The sequence below is a fragment of the Vibrio sp. 1CM24A genome, from assembly GCF_023161725.1.
Lineage (GTDB): Bacteria > Pseudomonadota > Gammaproteobacteria > Enterobacterales > Vibrionaceae > Vibrio > Vibrio coralliirubri.
This window is the reverse complement of sequence record NZ_JALNTS010000005.1, coordinates 150182-170053: the sequence shown is the minus strand read 5'-3', so window position 1 is coordinate 170053 and position 19872 is coordinate 150182. Positions and strand designations below refer to the sequence as shown.

The 19872-nt window shown below is 44.2% G+C and carries 17 protein-coding genes; 8 read left to right on the top strand and 9 right to left on the bottom strand.

Features of this window, described 5'->3' with window-relative positions; translation table 11 throughout:
- Window positions 1-82: 82 nt before the first annotated feature.
- Window positions 83-964 carry an OmpA family protein gene (locus MSG38_RS12810; RefSeq protein WP_248401969.1) on the bottom strand — a complete coding sequence of 294 codons (882 nt, stop codon included), beginning with the start codon at window positions 962-964 and terminating at the stop codon, window positions 83-85.
- Between the two features lie 188 nt (window positions 965-1152).
- Here MSG38_RS12810 and rnt point away from each other — a divergent pair, with 188 nt between their 5' ends.
- Both rnt and MSG38_RS12800 read left to right on the top strand, forming a co-directional pair.
- The gene (gene rnt / locus MSG38_RS12805; RefSeq protein ID WP_029222960.1) at window positions 1153-1797 is read left to right on the top strand and encodes a ribonuclease T; all 645 of its coding nucleotides are present in this window, start codon (window positions 1153-1155) and stop codon (window positions 1795-1797) included.
- A 64-nt stretch (window positions 1798-1861) separates the two neighbouring features.
- On the top strand, window positions 1862-3187 hold the full coding sequence (locus MSG38_RS12800) for a Na+/H+ antiporter family protein (protein WP_065103208.1): 1326 nt from the start codon (window positions 1862-1864) through the stop codon (window positions 3185-3187).
- Between the two features lie 193 nt (window positions 3188-3380).
- Here MSG38_RS12800 and MSG38_RS12795 read toward each other — a convergent pair whose 3' ends face one another.
- Together MSG38_RS12795 and MSG38_RS12790 are read right to left on the bottom strand one after the other, a co-directional pair.
- On the bottom strand, window positions 3381-4010 hold the full coding sequence (locus MSG38_RS12795) for a DsbA family protein (protein WP_048610518.1): 630 nt from the start codon (window positions 4008-4010) through the stop codon (window positions 3381-3383).
- 98 nt (window positions 4011-4108) lie between these two features.
- A complete protein-coding gene (locus MSG38_RS12790) occupies window positions 4109-4447 on the bottom strand; it encodes a Grx4 family monothiol glutaredoxin (RefSeq protein ID WP_004741702.1) in 339 nt (112 codons plus the stop codon).
- 269 nt (window positions 4448-4716) lie between these two features.
- Between MSG38_RS12790 and sodB the strand changes: the two genes are divergently transcribed.
- From sodB to MSG38_RS12775, 3 genes are all read left to right on the top strand, one after another.
- Window positions 4717-5301: a superoxide dismutase [Fe] gene (sodB, locus tag MSG38_RS12785; RefSeq protein ID WP_004734050.1), complete on the top strand. Its 585-nt coding sequence runs from the start codon at window positions 4717-4719 to the stop codon at window positions 5299-5301.
- Window positions 5302-5548: 247 nt separating this feature from the next.
- Complete coding sequence (locus MSG38_RS12780) at window positions 5549-6052, top strand: VC2046/SO_2500 family protein (RefSeq protein ID WP_282450424.1); 504 nt, start codon at window positions 5549-5551, stop codon at window positions 6050-6052.
- A gap of 278 nt (window positions 6053-6330) precedes the next feature.
- Entirely contained in the window at window positions 6331-7014 is a 684-nt protein-coding gene (locus MSG38_RS12775; protein ID WP_048611559.1) for an SDR family oxidoreductase, read from the top strand.
- Window positions 7015-7200: 186 nt separating this feature from the next.
- On the opposite strand, the gene adhE is transcribed toward MSG38_RS12775, so the two are convergent.
- Window positions 7201-9906, bottom strand: coding sequence for a bifunctional acetaldehyde-CoA/alcohol dehydrogenase (gene adhE, locus MSG38_RS12770; RefSeq protein WP_017056490.1), 2706 nt, complete (start codon window positions 9904-9906; stop codon window positions 7201-7203).
- A 639-nt stretch (window positions 9907-10545) separates the two neighbouring features.
- Here adhE and MSG38_RS12765 point away from each other — a divergent pair.
- Window positions 10546-11184, top strand: a complete 639-nt coding sequence (locus MSG38_RS12765; RefSeq protein ID WP_004734056.1) for a YchE family NAAT transporter — start codon at window positions 10546-10548, stop codon at window positions 11182-11184.
- Between the two features lie 149 nt (window positions 11185-11333).
- Window positions 11334-12179, top strand: a complete 846-nt coding sequence (locus tag MSG38_RS12760) for an ion transporter (RefSeq protein WP_050620964.1) — start codon at window positions 11334-11336, stop codon at window positions 12177-12179.
- A gap of 60 nt (window positions 12180-12239) precedes the next feature.
- On the opposite strand, the gene MSG38_RS12755 is transcribed toward MSG38_RS12760, so the two are convergent.
- On the bottom strand, window positions 12240-12761 hold the full coding sequence (locus MSG38_RS12755) for a prepilin-type N-terminal cleavage/methylation domain-containing protein (RefSeq protein ID WP_248401967.1): 522 nt from the start codon (window positions 12759-12761) through the stop codon (window positions 12240-12242).
- Window positions 12762-12881: 120 nt separating this feature from the next.
- The gene (gene asd / locus MSG38_RS12750) at window positions 12882-14000 is read right to left on the bottom strand and encodes an aspartate-semialdehyde dehydrogenase (protein ID WP_017629874.1); all 1119 of its coding nucleotides are present in this window, start codon (window positions 13998-14000) and stop codon (window positions 12882-12884) included.
- 500 nt (window positions 14001-14500) lie between these two features.
- On the opposite strand from asd, the gene nhaC reads away from it, so the two are divergent.
- Complete coding sequence (gene nhaC, locus MSG38_RS12745) at window positions 14501-15937, top strand: Na+/H+ antiporter NhaC (RefSeq protein WP_017063453.1); 1437 nt, start codon at window positions 14501-14503, stop codon at window positions 15935-15937.
- A gap of 117 nt (window positions 15938-16054) precedes the next feature.
- Here nhaC and MSG38_RS12740 read toward each other — a convergent pair whose 3' ends face one another.
- From MSG38_RS12740 to yejK, 3 genes are all read right to left on the bottom strand, one after another.
- Window positions 16055-17233, bottom strand: coding sequence for a chemotaxis protein (locus MSG38_RS12740; RefSeq protein WP_248401966.1), 1179 nt, complete (start codon window positions 17231-17233; stop codon window positions 16055-16057).
- A gap of 76 nt (window positions 17234-17309) precedes the next feature.
- Window positions 17310-18710, bottom strand: a complete 1401-nt coding sequence (locus MSG38_RS12735; RefSeq protein ID WP_086971149.1) for an Hpt domain-containing protein — start codon at window positions 18708-18710, stop codon at window positions 17310-17312.
- Between the two features lie 105 nt (window positions 18711-18815).
- Complete coding sequence (gene yejK, locus MSG38_RS12730; protein WP_017061190.1) at window positions 18816-19820, bottom strand: nucleoid-associated protein YejK; 1005 nt, start codon at window positions 19818-19820, stop codon at window positions 18816-18818.
- Window positions 19821-19872 lie beyond the last annotated feature (52 nt).

The window sequence follows — 19872 nt, the reverse complement described above, 5'->3', positions numbered from 1 at the left end:
AAACAACTACTCCAAATTTAAAACATAAAAAAGCCCGTCATCAAGACGGGCTTTGTCATTTCAAAACAAGCTGTTGTTTAGCTTAAACCTGTGTACGACCTAAAGAGATCACAACACGTCGGTTCTTATCTTTACCAATTGGCGAGTTATTGTCTGCAATCGGACGACGCTTACCATAGCCTTGCACTTGAATACGATCTTCTGGCAGGCCTAGAGATTTGAAGTACTCTCTTAACGATTCCGCTCTGCGCTCTGAAAGGTTTTGGCTAATCCCTTTGCTGTCGACAGAGTCGGTGTACGTTGCCACCAGCACAAGGTCGATGTCTTGGTTATAGCGGACGTAATCGGCAATCTGGCTCAGCCTTTTGCGCGACGACTTGTTCAGCTGATCGCTGTTGCGGTCGTAATGCAAAATAGTGAAAGAGATATCTTCAAAGCTGTAAGGCAGCAGGTTAGCAACACAGTCACTGAACACATTATATTTTTCTTGGAACAACACCGACGACAACGACACTTCGATACGTTGATCTCGGCTCTGCCACTCTTGGTAACTGAATGTCGGGTAGCGCCCTTTCTCCAACTCACTCAAGATTCCCCACGCCGTTTGACCGCCAACGTAGCCATCAAATTGTTGGAAGAACTTAATGGTTGTCATGCGATCAGCACTTTCACCCGGACGCCAAGGTGGCGGCATCGAAATCAAGCTGACATTACGCGTAGCACCCATCGGGCGACGCATTTTAAGCTCAAAGTCCAAAATGATTTTTTTACTCGCGCGAGATGAGAACTCAGCATCACCAAAATTTGGGATAGGGTGAACCAAACGGCATTCGAGTGGCGTGTTGGCCACCATCTCCCACGTTGACTGTTGAGGAGATGCTCCGTAACGCTTTTCTTGTGCCAATACCGATGACGACATAAGTAGCGAAAATAGCATTGAACCTGTTATGAGTTGTTTCTTCATAAAGTGGAGTATCTCTTAAGCAATTCGTTTAACAATGCAGCCAATTGCCGCATTTTTCCATCACGTTTGAATATGCAATTATCAAGCCGAAATAGGTCGGCTAATTTATGATTTATTGCCCTTCCCTAGTTTTTATCACTGCTATTATCTGCAATAATGCTGCCTTAATCACACATATTTGGGCTAACATGACTGTAGAAAACGAAGCTCTGACCCTTAAAAAACGCTTTCGTGGCTATTTCCCAGTGGTCATCGACGTGGAAACCGCAGGGTTTAACGCTGAAACCGATGCATTATTAGAAATCTGTGCCATTACACTAAGAATGGATGAGAACGGAGATCTGCACCCTGCATCAACGCTTCATTTTCACATTGAGCCTTTTGAAGGCGCAAATATAGAGCAGGCAGCATTAGACTTTAACGGAATTAAAGACCCATTTAGCCCATTACGTGGTGCTGTGTCGGAACAAGAAGCCCTTAAAGAAATCTACAAGCTTGTGAGAAAAGAACAAAAAGCTTCAGATTGCAGTCGCGCAATCATGGTCGCTCACAATGCTACGTTCGATTTAAACTTCGTTAATGCAGCAAGTGAGCGTTGTAAGCTTAAACGCGTCCCTTTCCATCCATTTGCAACTTTTGACACCGCAGCCCTTAGTGGTCTTGCCTACGGTCAAACCGTTTTGGCTAAAGCTTGCCGCACTGCGGGGATGGAATTTGACAACAAAGAAGCACACTCTGCTTTGTATGATACGCAAAAAACCACAGAGTTATTTTGCGGCATAGTAAACAAATGGAAAGCCCTAGGTGGTTGGCCTCTTGTTGACGAAGAATAAAAATAGAGTCGGTAAACGTTCACTCGTATTGCCTTCATAAAAAACACAACATCCCGAGAATAATATGAATCCTGTTGTAATTTCAGTTTGCATCATGCTTGTTTTAGCTTTGATGCGCGTAAACGTTGTCGTGGCTCTCACGTTCAGCGCAATTATCGGTGGCGTAGCCTCTGGTATGAGTGTGAACGATGCTGTAGCAGCGTTCGAAAGTGGATTAGGTGGCGGTGCAACTATCGCACTTAGCTACGCAATGCTTGGTACCTTTGCTGTTGCTATCTCTCGTTCTGGTATCACAGATCTACTTGCTCAAAGCGTCATTAAGCGCATTCACGGCAAAGAGAACAGTGCGGCATCTAATGGTCTAAAATATGGCATCCTTGCGTCTTTGATCTTAGTGACCATGTCTTCGCAAAACGTGATTCCTGTGCATATCGCCTTCATCCCAATCTTAATCCCACCTCTATTAGGCGTATTCGCAAAAATGAACCTAGACCGTCGTCTGGTTGCGTGTGTACTTACTTTTGGCCTGATTACTCCGTATATGGTTCTACCTATCGGTTTTGGTGGCATCTTCCTAAACAACATCCTGCTTAAAAACCTTCACGACAACGGTCTTGAAAACGTAATAGCAAGCCAAGTACCAATGGCGATGTTGTTACCGGCTGCAGGCATGATCTTTGGTCTTCTTACGGCAGTATTCTTTACTTACCGTAAGCCTCGCCAATACAAAGAAACGTCTCATACTGTTGTTTCAACCGAAGTGAAAGAGATCAACAAGAAGCACATCCTAGTGGCTGCTGCGGGTATTGTTGCTGCACTAACGGTGCAACTATCGACAGGTTCTATGATCATCGGTGCTTTGGCTGGTTTCATGGTATTCACCTTCGGTGGTGTAATCGCTTGGAAAGAGACACACGATGTCTTCACTAAGGGCGTTCACATGATGGCAATGATCGGTTTCATCATGATTGCAGCGGCAGGTTTTGCAGCGGTAATGAAGCAAACAGGTGGCGTTGAATCTTTGGTTGAAGCGCTTTCAACCAGCATCGGTGACAACAAGCCTCTAGCGGCACTGCTTATGCTAATTGTTGGTCTATTGGTAACTATGGGTATTGGTTCTTCGTTCTCTACGATTCCAATCCTTGCAACTATCTACGTTCCACTAGCAGCAGCATTTGGTTTCTCACCTATGGCAACGATCGCTCTAGTAGGTACAGCTGCAGCGCTTGGTGATGCTGGCTCTCCAGCTTCTGACTCAACCTTAGGTCCAACATCGGGTCTTAATGCTGATGGTCAACACGAGCACGTATGGGAAACCGTAGTACCGACGTTCCTACACTACAACATCCCACTGATCGTATTCGGTTGGATTGCAGCTATGGTTCTGTAGTTAGGTTCTGTAGTTAAAGAATCCTACGCTCACTTTTATAAAGACCGCCTCGTGCGGTCTTTTTTGTCTCTGGGATTCATTCCTCTCTTCCTTCCGCTCACTCTCATTGAACTAGCGACACCAAACAAAAAAGGCTTACTCTTATGAGTAAGCCTTAGAAGTCATTGCGTCAATACAGACAACTCTCGCTGAATTATGCAGCGGGAGCATTACTCACAAGAATTTCGCGAATAGACTTAAGCGTCGCTTCCGTTGAATGGTAATCCAATTCAACTTCACTAAAGATGCCGTTCACTTCAAGCATTAAGGTTGGGTAAGAAAATACACCCATCGCTTCTTTAAAGCCTAGCTGGTCATCTAACTCACTTTCCAATAACTTGCTAGAAAGGTCATTTTCAAACTGTTGAACATTCATGCCTAGCTCTTCAGCCAACTGCAAATGTGTGTCTTGGCTATGAGGCAGCATCGCACGAAGGTAGTAAGCATGTTGAATCGCTTCAAGCATCGCTTCGTAGTGATCTTGAAAGCCAGCAGCGATCACAGCACGGCATGCAGGGTAAGTACTGCGGACGGGTTGGCACTCAGTCCAAAACTCATGGTTAAACTCAGTACCTAGCTTAGCTTCGATCTGCTTCCAAATCGCTTGCAGCTTGCCTTTCATCTCTTCTGACATTGGCTCATCAGAATCTGGGGCCAAACCACCCACTACATAGTTAAACTCAATGCTCGCAGGCAATTGTTGTTTCAATAACTCAAGTGTTGGCTTGTAACCCCAACACCAGCTGCACATTGGATCATGCACATAATGAAGTTTTACGTTCATTGTTCATTCCTTATCGAGTCAATGATTCGATCAATTCAAACAAAAAAGGAGCCTAATTAAGGCCCCTCATTTTAACTATTCAGCGCAAAGGCTAGAACTTATTCAGCGTCATCGCCAGCAACTTTAGCCGCTGCTTCTTTGATGATTGGCTGAAGTTCGCCTTTTTGGAACATCTCAAGAATGATGTCACAACCACCGATTAGCTCACCTTCAACCCAAAGTTGTGGGAAAGTTGGCCATTGTGCGTAAGCAGGAAGCTCTGCACGGATATCAGGGTTTTGTAGGATATCTACGTAAGCAAATTTTTCGCCACATGCCATTAGAGCTTGAGACGCTTGAGAAGAGAAACCACAGCTAGGTAGCTTAGGAGAACCTTTCATGTACAGTAGAATAGTGTTTTCTTCAATTTGCTGTTTGATTTTATCGATAGTTTCCATTGCTTCCTCGTTAATGGATTACGGCTTTTATTGCCTTTATTCTACCCCAAACTAAAAGAATAAAAACCATATAAAAAAAGCGGTTAACAAGCTAAGCTAACAATTCACACAAAAGTAATGAAATAAGCTTTTAATAAAGTAAAAACTTGCTAAACTATATCGCAAGTCAGCAAATTGACCATGGTTGGCAGTATAGCGAGCCATGAATAATAATATCACTGGAAGCAATCGAAAGAGTTAACTCTTTCATATCAATGGAGAATTGAGCAATGGCATTTGAACTACCGGCTCTTCCTTACGCGAAAGACGCGCTAGAACCACACATCTCAGCAGAAACGCTAGATTTCCACCACGGTAAGCACCACAACACTTACGTTGTTAAGCTAAACGGTCTTATCCCAGGTACTGAGTTTGAAGGCAAAACACTAGAAGAGATCGTTAAGACTTCTACTGGTGGTGTTTTCAATAACGCTGCTCAAATCTGGAACCACACGTTCTACTGGCACTGTCTTGCTCCCAAAGCAGGCGGCGAACCAACTGGCGCTGTTGCAGAAGCTATCAACGCTGCATTCGGTTCTTTCGAAGAATTCAAAGCGAAATTCACTGATTCAGCAATCAACAACTTCGGTTCTTCTTGGACTTGGTTAGTTAAGAAAGCTGACGGTTCTCTAGACATCGTTAACACTTCTAACGCTGCTACTCCTCTAACAGAAGAAGGTGTTACTCCACTTCTAACTGTTGACCTATGGGAACACGCTTACTACATCGATTTCCGCAATGTTCGCCCTGACTACATGGCTGCATTCTGGAACCTAGTAAACTGGTCTTTCGTAGAAGAGAACCTAGCTAAGTAATTATTGCTTACGCTGCGCTATTTATAGCGAGTTATCTATTGAAAGCTCATGCCCCGGCGTGAGCTTTTTTGTATCTGTCGTATTCCACAAAATCTAGGCATTTCGCAATAAGCTCGCCAATAGCGCTTACTTCTCGCCCTATTGCTAGCTTTCTTCCCTACCCTGCATAAATTCTCTATTTGCCTGTAATTAGACACTAAAGTTTGCCTACTCCATGCCGTTAAAGGTGTATCCAATGAGAGGCAGCATGCAAATACATACTTTAGACAAAGCAGGAATCATCAACGAACTGAAGTTCGGCATCGGGATCAGCCAAGCGGTTGAGCAAGGTCGCCGTGCAGATTTCGCGTTGCTGTTATCTATGTTTTCTAATGATGTTCGTGATTGCACGCCAATTGACACCATTGAAATCACAGAGACAAATGAAGATCGCCTGCGCAAACAATTTAGCGTAGCAGAACCTCAACAACTGCGTTCAAACCAATCTTCGTATGAGATTTCAGCTCAGCAATCTAATCATTTTCATCAAGCTAGCCTTGCTAGCGCCAAGCTCAGCCATTACTTGAAACCTGAAGCGCTTGCCTTCATGCCTGAAGATACGGCCGACTTACCCGAAGAGGTTTATCAAAACCTTTCTGGTCATGACCGACGCAAACTCGCAAACAAGCATTTACCTGATTTGCCACATGCCACGCTCTACAATGAGCTAACCACCGCGCAACGTCAGTATCAAATTCAAGCTCAAGTATAGCGGTCTCCTACCTTTCCCTTTTTCGCAGTCTCTCCACAGCTCTTCTTCGACTAACTCGCACACTTCAAAGTATTCACATGAATGATATGAACCACTAGCCTTAGGCAACCTAAAAACACCAGATGTCGGTTACCGCTTGAAGTTACTACAAAATGTGACGTGCCACTAAGTTCATAAAAACTTATTATTTGGCGCACCTTAGTTTGAACCAATTCACACCCATTGTATAAAATTTAACCCATCCTTATCCGACATGGACGATTTGTTTAGGTACTGGGATGGAAATAAAAAGCTCAATCATATTGGTGACATCTGCCGGCTCGCGACTAGGAGGGACGATTGCGAACCACTTTGTTAACCTTGGAGCCACCGTCATCCTTTGTGATAAAGACACGGAAGCACTTCAGGCGACGTATCTACAGTGTGCCCGGTTTTCTGACTCTGTTTACCACTACACGCTTAAAGGCAATGACAGCCAAGCGATTCTCAGCGTATATGATTTTATTCAAACCACCTTCAACACGACACCCGATGTGTTGGTCAATAACTGGATAAGCTCCCCAATGCCTAGCCTAATTGGCGATCAACCTGTCAGTAGCTTTATTAATGATCTCTCATCGATGGCATCAACCCTTTTCGCATTTGGGCAAATCAGTGCTGAGAGATTACGAGAAGAAGATAAAGAAGGCGTGATTGTGAATGTGATATCTCATGATGACTTTCACGATGTGTCCGGCTTAGAGAGCGCAAACTCAATGATCACTGGCTTTACCCATAGTTGGGCGAAAGAGCTGACTCCCTTTGGTATTCGAGTCGGTGGCGTTGTTCCCGCCGTTCATAACTCCGATGGTAAGCTCAACCGATGTCACTGGGCGCAGCTGCAAGACGAGTTGACTCGAACCACTGAATACATTGTCTCGAATGACTACTTCAGTGGGCGAGTTGTCGCGGCAGAGGTTTAACTCTCTACTCCAAGTGAACATGGCTGACTCAGCTCATATTAAGTAACAGAGCTAATGCCTTTCAATCCGTTTTACAAACGAACCAAACATAAAAAAAGCCCCAGTCTCTCGACTGGGGCTTTCATCTTTTCCCGATAGATAAGTATCGTGCTAGCGAAAACTTATCTCAAAACTAATGCTTACTTATTATGCGTTAGCTTTTTCTTTTTTAGCTTTTGGCGCTTTCGCTTCAGCTGGCTTTTGGTCTGCTTTCTTAAGGATAACTGTAGTACCTTCGAAAGTTTCGCCTTCAACGTATGGTTGGCCGAAGTAAGAAGTTGTTAGCACTTCTTTTAGCTCAGTGATTAGAGGGTAACGTGGGTTAGCACCTGTACACTGGTCATCGAACGCTTCAACAGCTAGCTCGTCTAGTTTAGCGATGAAGTCAGACTCGTTAACACCCGCAGCTTGGATAGATAGTGGGATGTCTAGGTCAACTTTAAGCTCTTCTAACCAAGTCAGTAGACGTTCAATCTTCTGAGCAGTACGGTCACCAGCTTGGCTTAGGCCTAGGTGGTCAGCAACTTCAGCGTAACGACGACGTGCTTGTGGACGGTCGTACTGAGAGAATGCAGTCTGCTTAGTTGGGTTATCGTTCGCGTTGTAACGTACAACGTTTGAGATAAGTAGTGCGTTAGCAAGACCGTGTGGTAGGTGGAACTCAGCACCAATTTTGTGAGCCATTGAGTGACACACACCTAGGAATGCATTCGCAAATGCTACACCAGCGATAGTTGCTGCGTTGTGTACTTTCTCACGAGCGATTGGGTCAGCCGCACCATTTTTGTAGCTTGATGGTAGGTATTCTTTAAGCATCTTAAGTGCTTGAAGAGCTTGACCGTCTGAGTACTCGTTCGCTAGAACAGATACGTAAGCTTCAAGAGCGTGAGTTACTGCATCGTAACCACCGAACGCTGTTAGAGACTTAGGCATGTTCATTACTAGGTTCGCATCAACGATAGCCATGTTTGGCGTGATTTCGTAATCAGCTAGTGGGTATTTAGCACCAGTCTTGTCGTCTGTAACAACAGCGAATGGAGTAACCTCTGAACCTGTACCTGAAGTTGTAGTGATACATACAAGCTCAGCTTTTTGACCCATTTTAGGGAACTTGTAGATACGTTTACGGATGTCCATAAAGCGCATTGCTAGTTCTTCGAAGTGAGTTTCTGGGTGCTCGTACATAACCCACATGATCTTAGCAGCATCCATTGGAGAACCGCCACCTAGAGCAAGGATTACGTCAGGTTGGAAGCTCTTCATTGCTTCAGCGCCTTTCTCAACAACAGATAGCGTTGGATCCGCTTCTACGTCGAAGAAAGTTTGAACTTCAATGCCTTGTGCTTTAAGCAGGCTAACTACGTCATCTGCGTAACCGTTGTTGAATAGGAAACGGTCAGTTACTAGGAATGCGCGTTTCTTACCTTCTAGGTCGCTCATTGCGATTGGAAGGCTACCACGACGGAAGTAGATAGACTTAGGTAGTTTGTGCCACAACATGTTTTCAGCTCGCTTCGCTACAGTTTTCTTGTTGATAAGGTGCTTAGGACCTACGTTCTCAGAGATAGAGTTACCACCCCATGAACCACAACCTAGAGTTAGAGAAGGTGCAACGTTGAAGTTGTACAGGTCACCGATACCACCGTGAGTAGTCGGGATGTTGATTAGGATACGAGCAGTCTTCATCTTGTCACCGAAGTAACGGATGCGGTCTGCGTTAGTATCTTGGTTAGTGTAAAGACCAGATGTGTGACCGATACCACCGATTTCAACCATAGTTACCGCTTGAGCAACAGCGTCTTCGAAGTCGTCTGCGCGGAATAGACCTAGAGTTGGAGATAGTTTCTCGTGAGCAAATTCGTCATCGTAAGAAACTTTACCAAGACCTTCACCTACAAGTACTTTTGTATCAGCAGGAACTTTAACACCAGCCATTTCAGCGATTGCTGGAGCAGGTTGACCTACGATTTTAGCGTTTAGGTTGCCGTCGATAAGCAGAACTTTACGTACTTTATCAGCGTCAGCTTTAGATAGAACGTGAGCTTTGTGAGAAGCGAAACGCTCTTTCACTTCGTCGTATACTTCACCAACTACGATTGCAGCTTGCTCAGAAGCACATACAACGCCGTTATCGAAAGTCTTAGACATAAGGATAGATGCTACAGCACGTTTGATGTCAGCTGTTTCATCGATAACGACAGGAACGTTACCAGCACCAACACCGATAGCAGGCTTACCAGAAGAGTATGCTGCTTTAACCATGCCTGGACCACCAGTAGCAAGGATAAGTGCGATACCGTCGTGCTTCATAAGCGCGTTAGAAAGCTCTACAGATGGTTGGTCGATCCAACCGATGATGTCTCTTGGAGCACCAGCTGCAACAGCTGCGTCTAGTACTAGTTTCGCTGCGTCGTTAGTTGAGTTCTTTGCACGTGGGTGTGGCGAGAAGATGATGCCGTTACGTGTCTTAAGAGAAATTAGAGATTTGAAGATTGCTGTAGAAGTTGGGTTCGTTGTTGGAACGATACCACAGATGATACCTACAGGCTCAGCGATAGTCATTGTGCCTAGGTTGTCATCTTCTTCTAAGATGCCACATGTTTTTTCGTCTTTGTATTTGTTGTAGATAAATTCAGATGCAAAGTGGTTTTTGATAACCTTATCTTCAACAATACCCATTCCAGATTCAGCAACTGCTTGTTGAGCAAGTGGAATACGAGCGTGGTTAGCAGCAAGAGAAGCTGCGCGGAAGATTGCGTCTACTTTCTCTTGAGAGAATGTTGCAAACTCTTCTTGTGCTGCTTTAACGCGAGCTACTAGAGCATCAAGTTCCGCTAAGTTAGTTACAGGCATGGTGGATCTCCTAAAATAATAAATATTAAAAACTTTTTATTAAATTCGCTGCTTGCCTTTAACCTTAAACATCAGCGTTCTTAGTAAATTGCTTTCAGGGCTGAGTATATTATTTCACAGTGTGAAAAAAATTGACCCAGATCAGTTACCCAAAAAGAATTAACCAGAAAGTAGTAAGGCAATCGCAAAAATGAACTTAAGAGCATGATTTATATAGATTAAACTCACACTTTTCGTTCGCGCAAAAAACAAGCAAACAGACAACTTTTTTCTACATAGCGTAATAAACTGTAAAAAAGTTTCATTTTTAGTCCGTTAAATTACATGTATACAGCTATATTCGTGCTACTGAGAGTATATCCATACCGTTGCACGGGCTAGATTCTGACATAATTTTTATTAATTTCGTGCGTGGGTTAACAGTTACTCAATAAGAAGTTACAAAATGAAACACTACCGACTAGCTTGCAACAAGCCTAAAACAAAAGTGAGATTCAATTAGTTTTTCTAAAAAGAATCACCCGTTTCAAGTTAGTTTTTTTCATTCGTGAAAATGTAGTTTGTCCCTTACATTACGCGCCTAGACTATTCACAGATCAACCCTTCAACCTTAAAGTACGCTAACTGGAGATCGCTCTCATGCAAGGCTTAGAACTCGCAATCTTTATGCAATTCTTCCTTGGGCTTGTTGCTGCCGTAAACCCTATCGGCATCATGCCTGTTTTTGTTTCTCTTACTGCTCATATGCCGCCAGAAGAGAGGAACAGGACAGCCTTACAAGCAAACATTGCTGTTGCCGTGATCTTGATTGTGTCGCTTGTTGCGGGGCAAATGTTGCTTGATATGTTCAGCATTTCACTAGACTCATTTCGTGTGGCAGGTGGTTTGCTATTGCTGAGCATCGCGTTCTCGATGATGAGCGGTAAACTCGGTGAAGATAAGCAGAACAAACAAGAGAAATCTGAATACATCAGCAAAGAGCAAATTGGCGTTGTTCCACTGGCTATGCCGCTAATGGCAGGTCCGGGTGCAATCAGTTCGACGATTGTTTACGGGTCTCGCTACCCTGCTGCTATTGATACGGTCGGCATCGGCATTAGTATCATCGCATTCGCAACATGCTCTTGGCTTTTGTTCCGTTCAGCGCCGGTTATCGTTCGCTTTTTAGGTCAAACGGGTATCAACGTGATCACTCGTATCATGGGCCTGATTCTTGGCGCATTGGGCATCGAGTTCATCGCTAATGGCCTACGTAATCTGTTCCCAGGTTTGGCATAACGTTTAACGACATTTCGGTTGCTCTATAAAGGGCAACAATATTGATATATAGATGAGGCGAGTAAAGCAATTGGGCTTTCACTCGCCTCGTTATTATGAAGCTTGTATAATGACAGTTAATGCATTTAACAGAAGACGAACCTCTCCTTATGTCACGCAAGCCACTCAAGCATCATTTGTACGTCATTATCTTTGGTACTCACACGCCAGCCGGACGTGCATTTGATATATCTCTGATCGTTGCAATCTTGGCTTCGCTGTTGGTTCTGATCTTAGAATCCATCCCTAATGTGATGACCGAATGGTCACAACAGCTGCGTTATATCGAATACACCTTCACTGCGCTCTTCACTCTTGAGTATTTGTTAAGGCTCTATTGCTCTCCAAAACCAAAATCTTACGCCACCAGCTTTTATGGTGTCGTTGACCTATTGGCGATTCTTCCAACCTATCTAGCGATCATCTTCCCAGGCGCTTCATTTATGGGTGTGGTGAGACTGTTGCGTGTGATGCGTATCTTCCGAATCCTAAAGCTGGTTCGCTACCTGCAAGATTCCAATATTCTGTTGCGCTCACTATTAATGGCACGACGAAAGATACTGATCTTCTTTAGCACCGTAGGCATCTTGGTGGTTATCTTTGGCGCACTGATCTTTGTTATTGAAGGCCCTGACAATGGCTTCACCAGTATTCCTCACAGTATCTACTGGGCCATCGTGACTATCACAACGGTAGGTTATGGTGACATGGTGCCGCAGACCGCGCTTGGTAAAGCCATAGCCTCACTTACCATGTTATTGGGTTACTCTATCTTAGCGGTGCCGACCGGGATCATTACTGCAGAACTCAGTAATGAGATGAACTCGCACAAAGAGTTGGTTAAGTGCCCGAACTGCAACCGAGCGGGTCATGATTCGGACGCCATCTATTGCAAGCACTGTGCTAGCGAATTAGCAGATCCAGACAAGCGGGTCGTCACCGACGAGACCGAATAAAAACCAAAAAAAGAGCTCCTAAGAGCTCTTTTTGTTTTGTTAACTATCTAACTAAAGCAACTAACAGCCGTCTGTGAAAACTTCCACTTGGTAGTCATCATTGGCTTCCATTACGGCCGTGTATTTCACATAGCATTGGGTCTTCTCGATAGCGGTATTGAAGTCATTAGGAAGAACGTCTGACAAATATTCCGATCGGGTAATCAGCCATAGGTCTGGGTCGCTCACTGGGCCATTATTATGCGCTGCCCATGTCCATTCAGTCGTCAGGTCATGAAACCCTGAATCAATCGCTAAAAAGTTTTCCATTCCCCCTTTTTCAACCGCGGGGTAACCAAACTTCACTCGCCCATACTCAGGAATCAAATATGATTCTTGGTCTTCCATACCTTCCACGGCGGCTTTTTCAAACGCCAAATCAGCCGCAGTATGGACAGATGCTCCCAACCCTTCCATAACCGAAGCCCTAGCATCATGTTGTATGTTTAAAAACCTAGGTGCTGCAACAACCGCTAAAACACCAATAATGACGATAACAACAATCAACTCGATAAGAGTAAAACCTTTAAGGTTTGCTTTCATTTTCTAGCTCCAACTTTAAGACGCACGAAAGGTAAGGTTTTAAAGTCAGGCCTCTGTCATCAGAAACAAAAAAAGCGCCCTAAGGCGCTTCTTCGTTAATTATTCTCAAAAATGAGGCAGTTACGCTTTCTCAGCAAGGATAATGCGTAGAGTACGACGTAGTGGTTCTGCAGCACCCCAAAGCAGTTGGTCACCAACAGTGAAGGCGTTTAGGAAGTCGTTACCCATCGACATCTTACGCAGACGACCGACAGGTACAGACATTGTGCCTGTTACTTTCGCTGGTGTTAGCTCCTGTGCCGTGATGTCACGGTCATTAGGAATCACTTTAACCCAATCATTGTGCGTTGCGATGATCTCTTCGATCTCGTCCATTGGCACGTCTTGCTTAAGCTTAATCGTTAGCGCTTGAGCGTGACAACGCATTGCACCGATTCGTACACAAGTACCATCGATAGGGATTGGCTGACCATCTAGACCAAGAATCTTGTTTGCTTCAACACCGGCTTTCCACTCTTCTTTGCTCTGACCGTTTTCACGCTTCACATCGATCCAAGGAATCAGTGAGCCCGCCAGCGGAGCACCAAATTGGTCTGTTGGGAATGAAGATGAACGAATCGTATCAGCCACTTTCTTATCGATATCAAGAATTGAGCTTGAAGGGTTTGCTAGCTCAGAACTTACGCTGTCGTTGATCACACCCATTTGTGAGATCAGCTCACGCATGTTCTTAGCACCCGCACCAGAAGCCGCTTGGTAAGTCATGGCACTCATCCACTCAACCATGCCTTTCTCGTACAGACCACCTAGAGCCATAAGCATTAAGCTCACAGTACAGTTACCGCCAACGAACGTGTTGGTGCCGCTGTGAATGCCTTGCTGAATTTGAGCCAAGTTAACAGGATCAAGAGTGATGATTGAATCAGCGTCCATACGCAGAGTAGAAGCTGCATCAATCCAGTAACCTTTCCAACCTGCTTGACGCAGTGCTGGGTATACTTTTGATGTGTAATCGCCGCCTTGACAGGTAATCACAGCATCAAGCTGTTTTAAGCTATCAATATCAAAAGCGTCTTGAAGTAGACCCGCATCTTTACCACCTAAAACAGGGGCAGGAATACCAATCTGAGATGTGCTGTAATAAACAGGCTCAATCAAGTCGAAGTCTTTCTCTTCAACCATACGTTGCATCAGTACAGAACCAACCATACCGCGCCAACCAACTAGACCTACTCTCATCGCTCACTCTCCATGTATAAATTAAAAATTGCTCTCCCCCATCTATAAGTTTTTCAGAAACAGAACTCAAGTGCTTTTTGTCAAAAAGTGTAACTTTTTCGTTTCTTTTAAGTGAACGTAATGAATCGTGCAGTTATCTCTGTATCGACATTCCATCTCCACCTCATTGATTAAGCGCCCATTATCGTCAAATTCAAACATTTACATCGCCAAAATCGATTCAATCGACGCTCATCACAAACAGTAAATCCCTCTTTTAAACCAAGGTTAATCAGAATTTTATTTTACAAAACGAAAACAACGTGCGACAGATTTCAACATGTAACAATCATGAATTTAACAAAATTTTAGATTATGAAACCACAATTGATTGAGTTAACAGTCAAATATCACAACTTGGGCGTATTTTTTCGATATAATAAACTAATTACTGTAGTGTCCGTTTTGCACCACACACTATAACGAAGCACTATAAATGCTCGAAATCACAAGAGGCTTTTATGAAGCAGAGTAAAACTCGCCTACCGAACCTATTGCAGGTATTCATCGCGTTAGGACTATTTCTATCCCTTGCTTTTTCCTTTACTGCAAAGCTTGACCTTCCAATTCAACTTGCCTTGTATATAGGCTGGTTCATTATCATGGTTCTTGGTATTCGTCTTGGACACCAATACAAAGACTTAGAAAAAGCAGCACTCAAAGGAATATCCAATGGCTTAGGTGCGGTTTTAATACTTTTAGCCGTTGGCGCTCTTGTTGGTACTTGGATCTCAGGCGGGATCGTACCTACTATCATTTACTATGGTCTGAAAGCTATCCACCCTTCTATCTTCCTTTTAGCGACCATGATCATCTGTTCTCTAACTGCATTGGCGACCGGTACTTCTTGGGGTGCTGCGGGTACAGCAGGTATCGCGATGATGGGTATCGGCCAAGGTCTAGGTGTTCCAGCACCGATTACTGCAGGTGCCGTGCTGTCAGGTTGTTACTTCGGTGACAAGATGTCTCCGCTTTCTGATTCAGTGATTCTGGCTTCTTCAATGTCTGGTGTTGAAGTGGTTGAACACATCAAGGGCATGTTGCCAGTTGCGTTAATCAGCTACGTAATTACCGGTATCATGTTCACTGCGTTTGGTTTCCACTACGCGGGCAACGTTGATATGAGCCAAGTAGACTCTGTCATCAAAGCGATGGAAGTTCAGTTCTACATCACGCCTTACTCATTCGTTCCAGTACTTATCGTACTTGGTCTGTTGGCTTTCCGTATGCCTTCATTCCCGGTTATCAGCTTTGGTTCTCTGCTGGGTATTATCTGGGCAGTCATGATCCAAGATATCGACTTCCTAACGGCATTCAACACTGCTTGGGCACCGTTCTCAATCTCATCTGGCGTCGAGTTTATTGATTCGATTCTTAACCGTGGCGGCATGTCTTCAATGCTAGGTTCAGTTGCGGTTATCGTATTTGGTCTAGGTTTCGGTGGCTTACTGGATAAAGTGGGCGTACTAGAGACAATCGCTAAGGTGTTTGAGCGCCGCGTAAACAGCGCAGGCTCACTAGCAACAAGCACAATTGGTACGGCCTTCATGGGTAACGTGTTCGGTTCTGCAATGTACGTATCGTTAATCCTTACGCCAAAAATCTGTGCGAAAAACTACGACCGTTTAGGCTACAAACGTAAGAACCTATCTCGTAATGCTGAGTTTGGTGGCACGCTAACGTCGGGTATGGTTCCGTGGAGTGATAACGGTATCTACATGGCGAGTATTCTTGGTGTTGCGACGCTGTCTTACGCACCCTTCATGTGGTTAAGCTTCATCTGTATCATCGTGACTATCGTGACATCTTACATGGGTTGGTTCGTTGATAAGTGTGAACCAACAGCACCAGCGTTTGAAGCTGAAGAAGCGACAGAGTTAAGCAAGCAACAAGCTTAAGTTCAGGAGCTAACGCTTTCGAACGTAACTCAAAACGTTAATGGATAAATGCAAAAAGAGCGCCCTAGAGCGCTCTTTTTTTGATCTGCTGATTTACTTATTTATGTATTTATTTATCTATTTATTGGCGGTTCGTTTACCCAACCAGTAACCGATGCCTAACGGTGCAAAGAACACCACTAAGATAAACAGGATGAAGTAAATAATCACACCTTTGATTAACTCCATCAGTTTATCAATCGCCAGTACCACCACCTCTTGAGAGACGCGATCAAGGTCTTGCGTGAACAGTTCTCTTTCTGAAGTCACAATGCCGGCAATCTCAATGCGCTCTTTGGCAATCATCTCTACTAGAGCTTCTCTCTCACGTGTCACCATTTTTTCTAATGCCACACGCTCTTCAGTGAGCATTGCTAATTTTTGGTCTGTCTTGTCGCTAAGATCGTTGAGTAGAGGCTGCATTTCTGTCGACATAATAGAAGCCAGTGTTTGAATGTACTCCGGGTTGTTCTCAATGAAGTCTTGCATGCTTGCTGATGTTTGACGAAGGCTTTCCAGCGTCATCGATAGGTCTTCACCCGTTAGTGAGCTATTTAATGCAACCAGCTCCGCCTTCCACGACATCAGTTTCGGTGTCTGGTCAGCCATAAGGCTTAAACGATCAGATGCGTCACTCATGGCTTCTGGCATGGTGCCTAAGCTCTGAACGATTTGCGATTCGTCTTTACCAAGGTAACTTAGCCATTCACGGTAAGCAGGTGTGCTTCTGAATGTGAGGTCTTTAAATGGGTGGCTAGCAGCAAACTGCGCAACGAACGCTTTGCTGTTTTTGAAATCACTGGAGCTCAATACACCCTTTGCCAGTTTCTCGGCTTCTTGGTCAAGAAAACGAGCAGTCTCTACCGCATCATCCGTCACGAACAGATCCGCGCCGTCGCCTTGGCTATAAAACTGATTCATTTGGGCAGTGAACACCCACGAGTCGATTAAGGCAGACATTGGGGAAGTTTGATAAGCCGCTTGCTGTAAGCCCTGCTCCGCATGGATCTTCCAAAGCAAGACGTAAGATTGATGTAAGGTGTCATCAGCAGGATAAGATTGAGCAATGAGATCGGCTGAGTCTTCTACTCGTGTAAAGAACATCTTGGCGTATTCACGCGTCATGATCCGAGCATTTAACTCTTGTTGAGTGAGAGGCGTCGTTTGACTATCTAACTTAACTTCTAAGAGAGAACAACCACTTAGCACAATGCTAAGCACCAACACCATCCAACTTCGACTCGAAACTCGTAACATATAAACCTCTGACAAAGACTAAGGGCGCGGATTGTATGAGCGCTTCGTCAGAGTATTGTCAAAAATCCTGTAAAAGTTAACGCTGACTGTCTAAATATTCATGAGCAGAATCCACAGAGGCTTTTATAGCCTGCTCTAGTTCAGCTAAATCATGTTCACTGATCGCTCTCGACTGTTTCATTGTCATTTCAATGGTTGCTGCAATGATCGCTAATCGAGATGCTTTGATACTGCCAGCCACACCTTTTAAGCTATGTACAATACGAGCAGCAGAGGTTTCATCTTTAGTGAGAAGAGATTTGAACTTCGTGTAATCATCGGCGTGGTCTTGTACAAACACACCAAGTAAGAGTTCGACAGACTCAGCATCACCATCGAGCGTTTCTAACATGTCTTCGATATCAATCGCAGGCTTTGAATCTGTGACACTGGCAACGTGTTTCTCGACTACTGGTGCCTGCTCAGAGGCTTGCTGAATAGAGTCTTGTACAACGGGTTGGCTTGTAACGTTAACGCTCTGCATAGGTTGAGAGGCGGAAGACTGGCTCGTTGGCCTGTTCTCGGATACATAAACGTCGTTATTTGCTTGTTTCACTGCTGAGGAAACAACATCGCTATACGAAGCGTCTTCCTTACTTGAATTAATTTCTAGTTCCGAGCTGAATTCTTGGTCTGCTTCTTTCATCGTTTTTGTGGACCTAACGCCCCAAAACACTATCCCGCTCATCGCCACCAAGCTTAAGCCTAGCATCACCAACAATAGGTTGAATTGACGATCATGGAACTCAGCTTCGAGTTTTATGATCTGTTCATTTACTGAGTTTTTCTTAATCTTATCAACCAAATAGTTAAGTTGAGCATAATCACTCAACAACGCTGACGCATCAGCCAGTAACTGCTGGAGTGCATCTTGCTCTTCGGTTTCTAGCGAATAAGATTTGTCCAAAATGGAATCAAAGGCGCGATAAGTCGCTGACGAACTTTGATTGTCAGAATACATGGCTTCAAATACCACAACGCCGAATTCGTTGAGGAGTGGTTTTAGCTTAGGGGAAAGCTCTTTATCCGCACGCAAGATCTTAATGTTATCAACGATGTCTTGAACTTGGCTTTCGATTGGAATGAACTCATCGAACTTTTCAAGGAACTGATCGGCTACGTATAACAGTTGGTTCACATCAGGACGAAACAAGGCGTGTTGGAAATCAGATTCAATCTGCAGTCGGATCGAATAAACCAACTGAGCATCGAGTGCGAGATCATTGATACGAGAGACTCGAAGTGGTTCTGAGAAATAAAGCGATTGCCTCAACTCGTTGACTCGAATACCGAGCTCTTCGATTTGAGCAAGAGAATTGGTGTAGGAACGGCTTAGATTAAGAAGAGCCAATGAAGGAAGTAACCACAGAGCCAAGAGCACAACCAAAAAAGTGGCTGGTTTTTTAAAGCGTTTGGGCTTTGCTACTGATTGTTCCATCTATATTCCTTGTGCGTGTTAACTTGAAGCCATGACCGTAGCTAAAAGATTAAGCACAAAATAAGCGACAACGTCCTGCTGCCGCTTTTATCCGTTAACTTCGGACTATGACTTATTGCGAGTCAGTTGGTCACGTAAGTTCGGTGGAGTGCCTTTAATCGTTAGCGTGTCTGTCTCTGGATCGTAAAAGATACGTTCGCCTAGAAGCAGACTATCAAAACTAACATTCAAACCGCCACCAGCACCAACAAATTTTGTTAGTTTACGCATAGTTGCGCGATCGGCTGGGAAGCTGTCTTCTAACTCGTAGCCTTGCTCACTAGTATAGTCAAAGAAGCTTGTACCATCTGTGCTTGCTGGCAACTCACCAGAAAGTTCACGAACTTGCACTTCATCGCCCGCTTTAAGCTGCTCGTTACAGTAATCCGCAACCTGTTTTTTGTAGCTGATCGCTTCTTCTTTCTCTAATTTAGAGTCAGAAACGAAGTCTTCTACCGCTTGCATCAGTACTTGGTTCTGCTGTTTCGCATCCAAACCAACTTCAGCTTGTAAGAAATCTAAGAAGAAATCCGCGACTTTACGGCCAACACGTCCTTTAATATAAGTTAAGTAACGGTTTGACTCTTTATCAGTCTCATAAGTTGAAAGGTCTAGGCGAGCCGCGATATCCATTTTTGAGATATCAAGGTAGTCAGTCGCACTAATATCAAGCCCTTCAGTTACCTTTAGGCTTTGGTTTGAAGGCAATAAACCAATGAAAAGGTAATCTGTTGCAAGTGACTGATATTCAGCCATTACCAAGATACCTTCGTCAGCGAATGGGTACTTTGATAGTTCGTCTTTTAGACGTTGCGCACTCTTTTGAGAAAAATCATAAAAGTTTGTCTCACCAGCACGAAGTTGATGCAACCACTGCTGGAATTCGCTGTCAGATTTGAAAGAACCAAACCCTTTGCCTGCTTTTGAATTAAAAACACGGTGAAGTTCAGCAACTAGGCTTTCAGATGAAGCATCGTTTTCTAGAGATTCAGCACGATAGTTAACAATCAGCTCATCCTGATCGTTCTTGCTCAGCTGGTGTAAAATTACGTTGGAAAGGTGAAGGCTCATAGTGAAAATATTACCGTTCAGGTTTCAGTTGTCGTGCATAGTAGGTTATCAT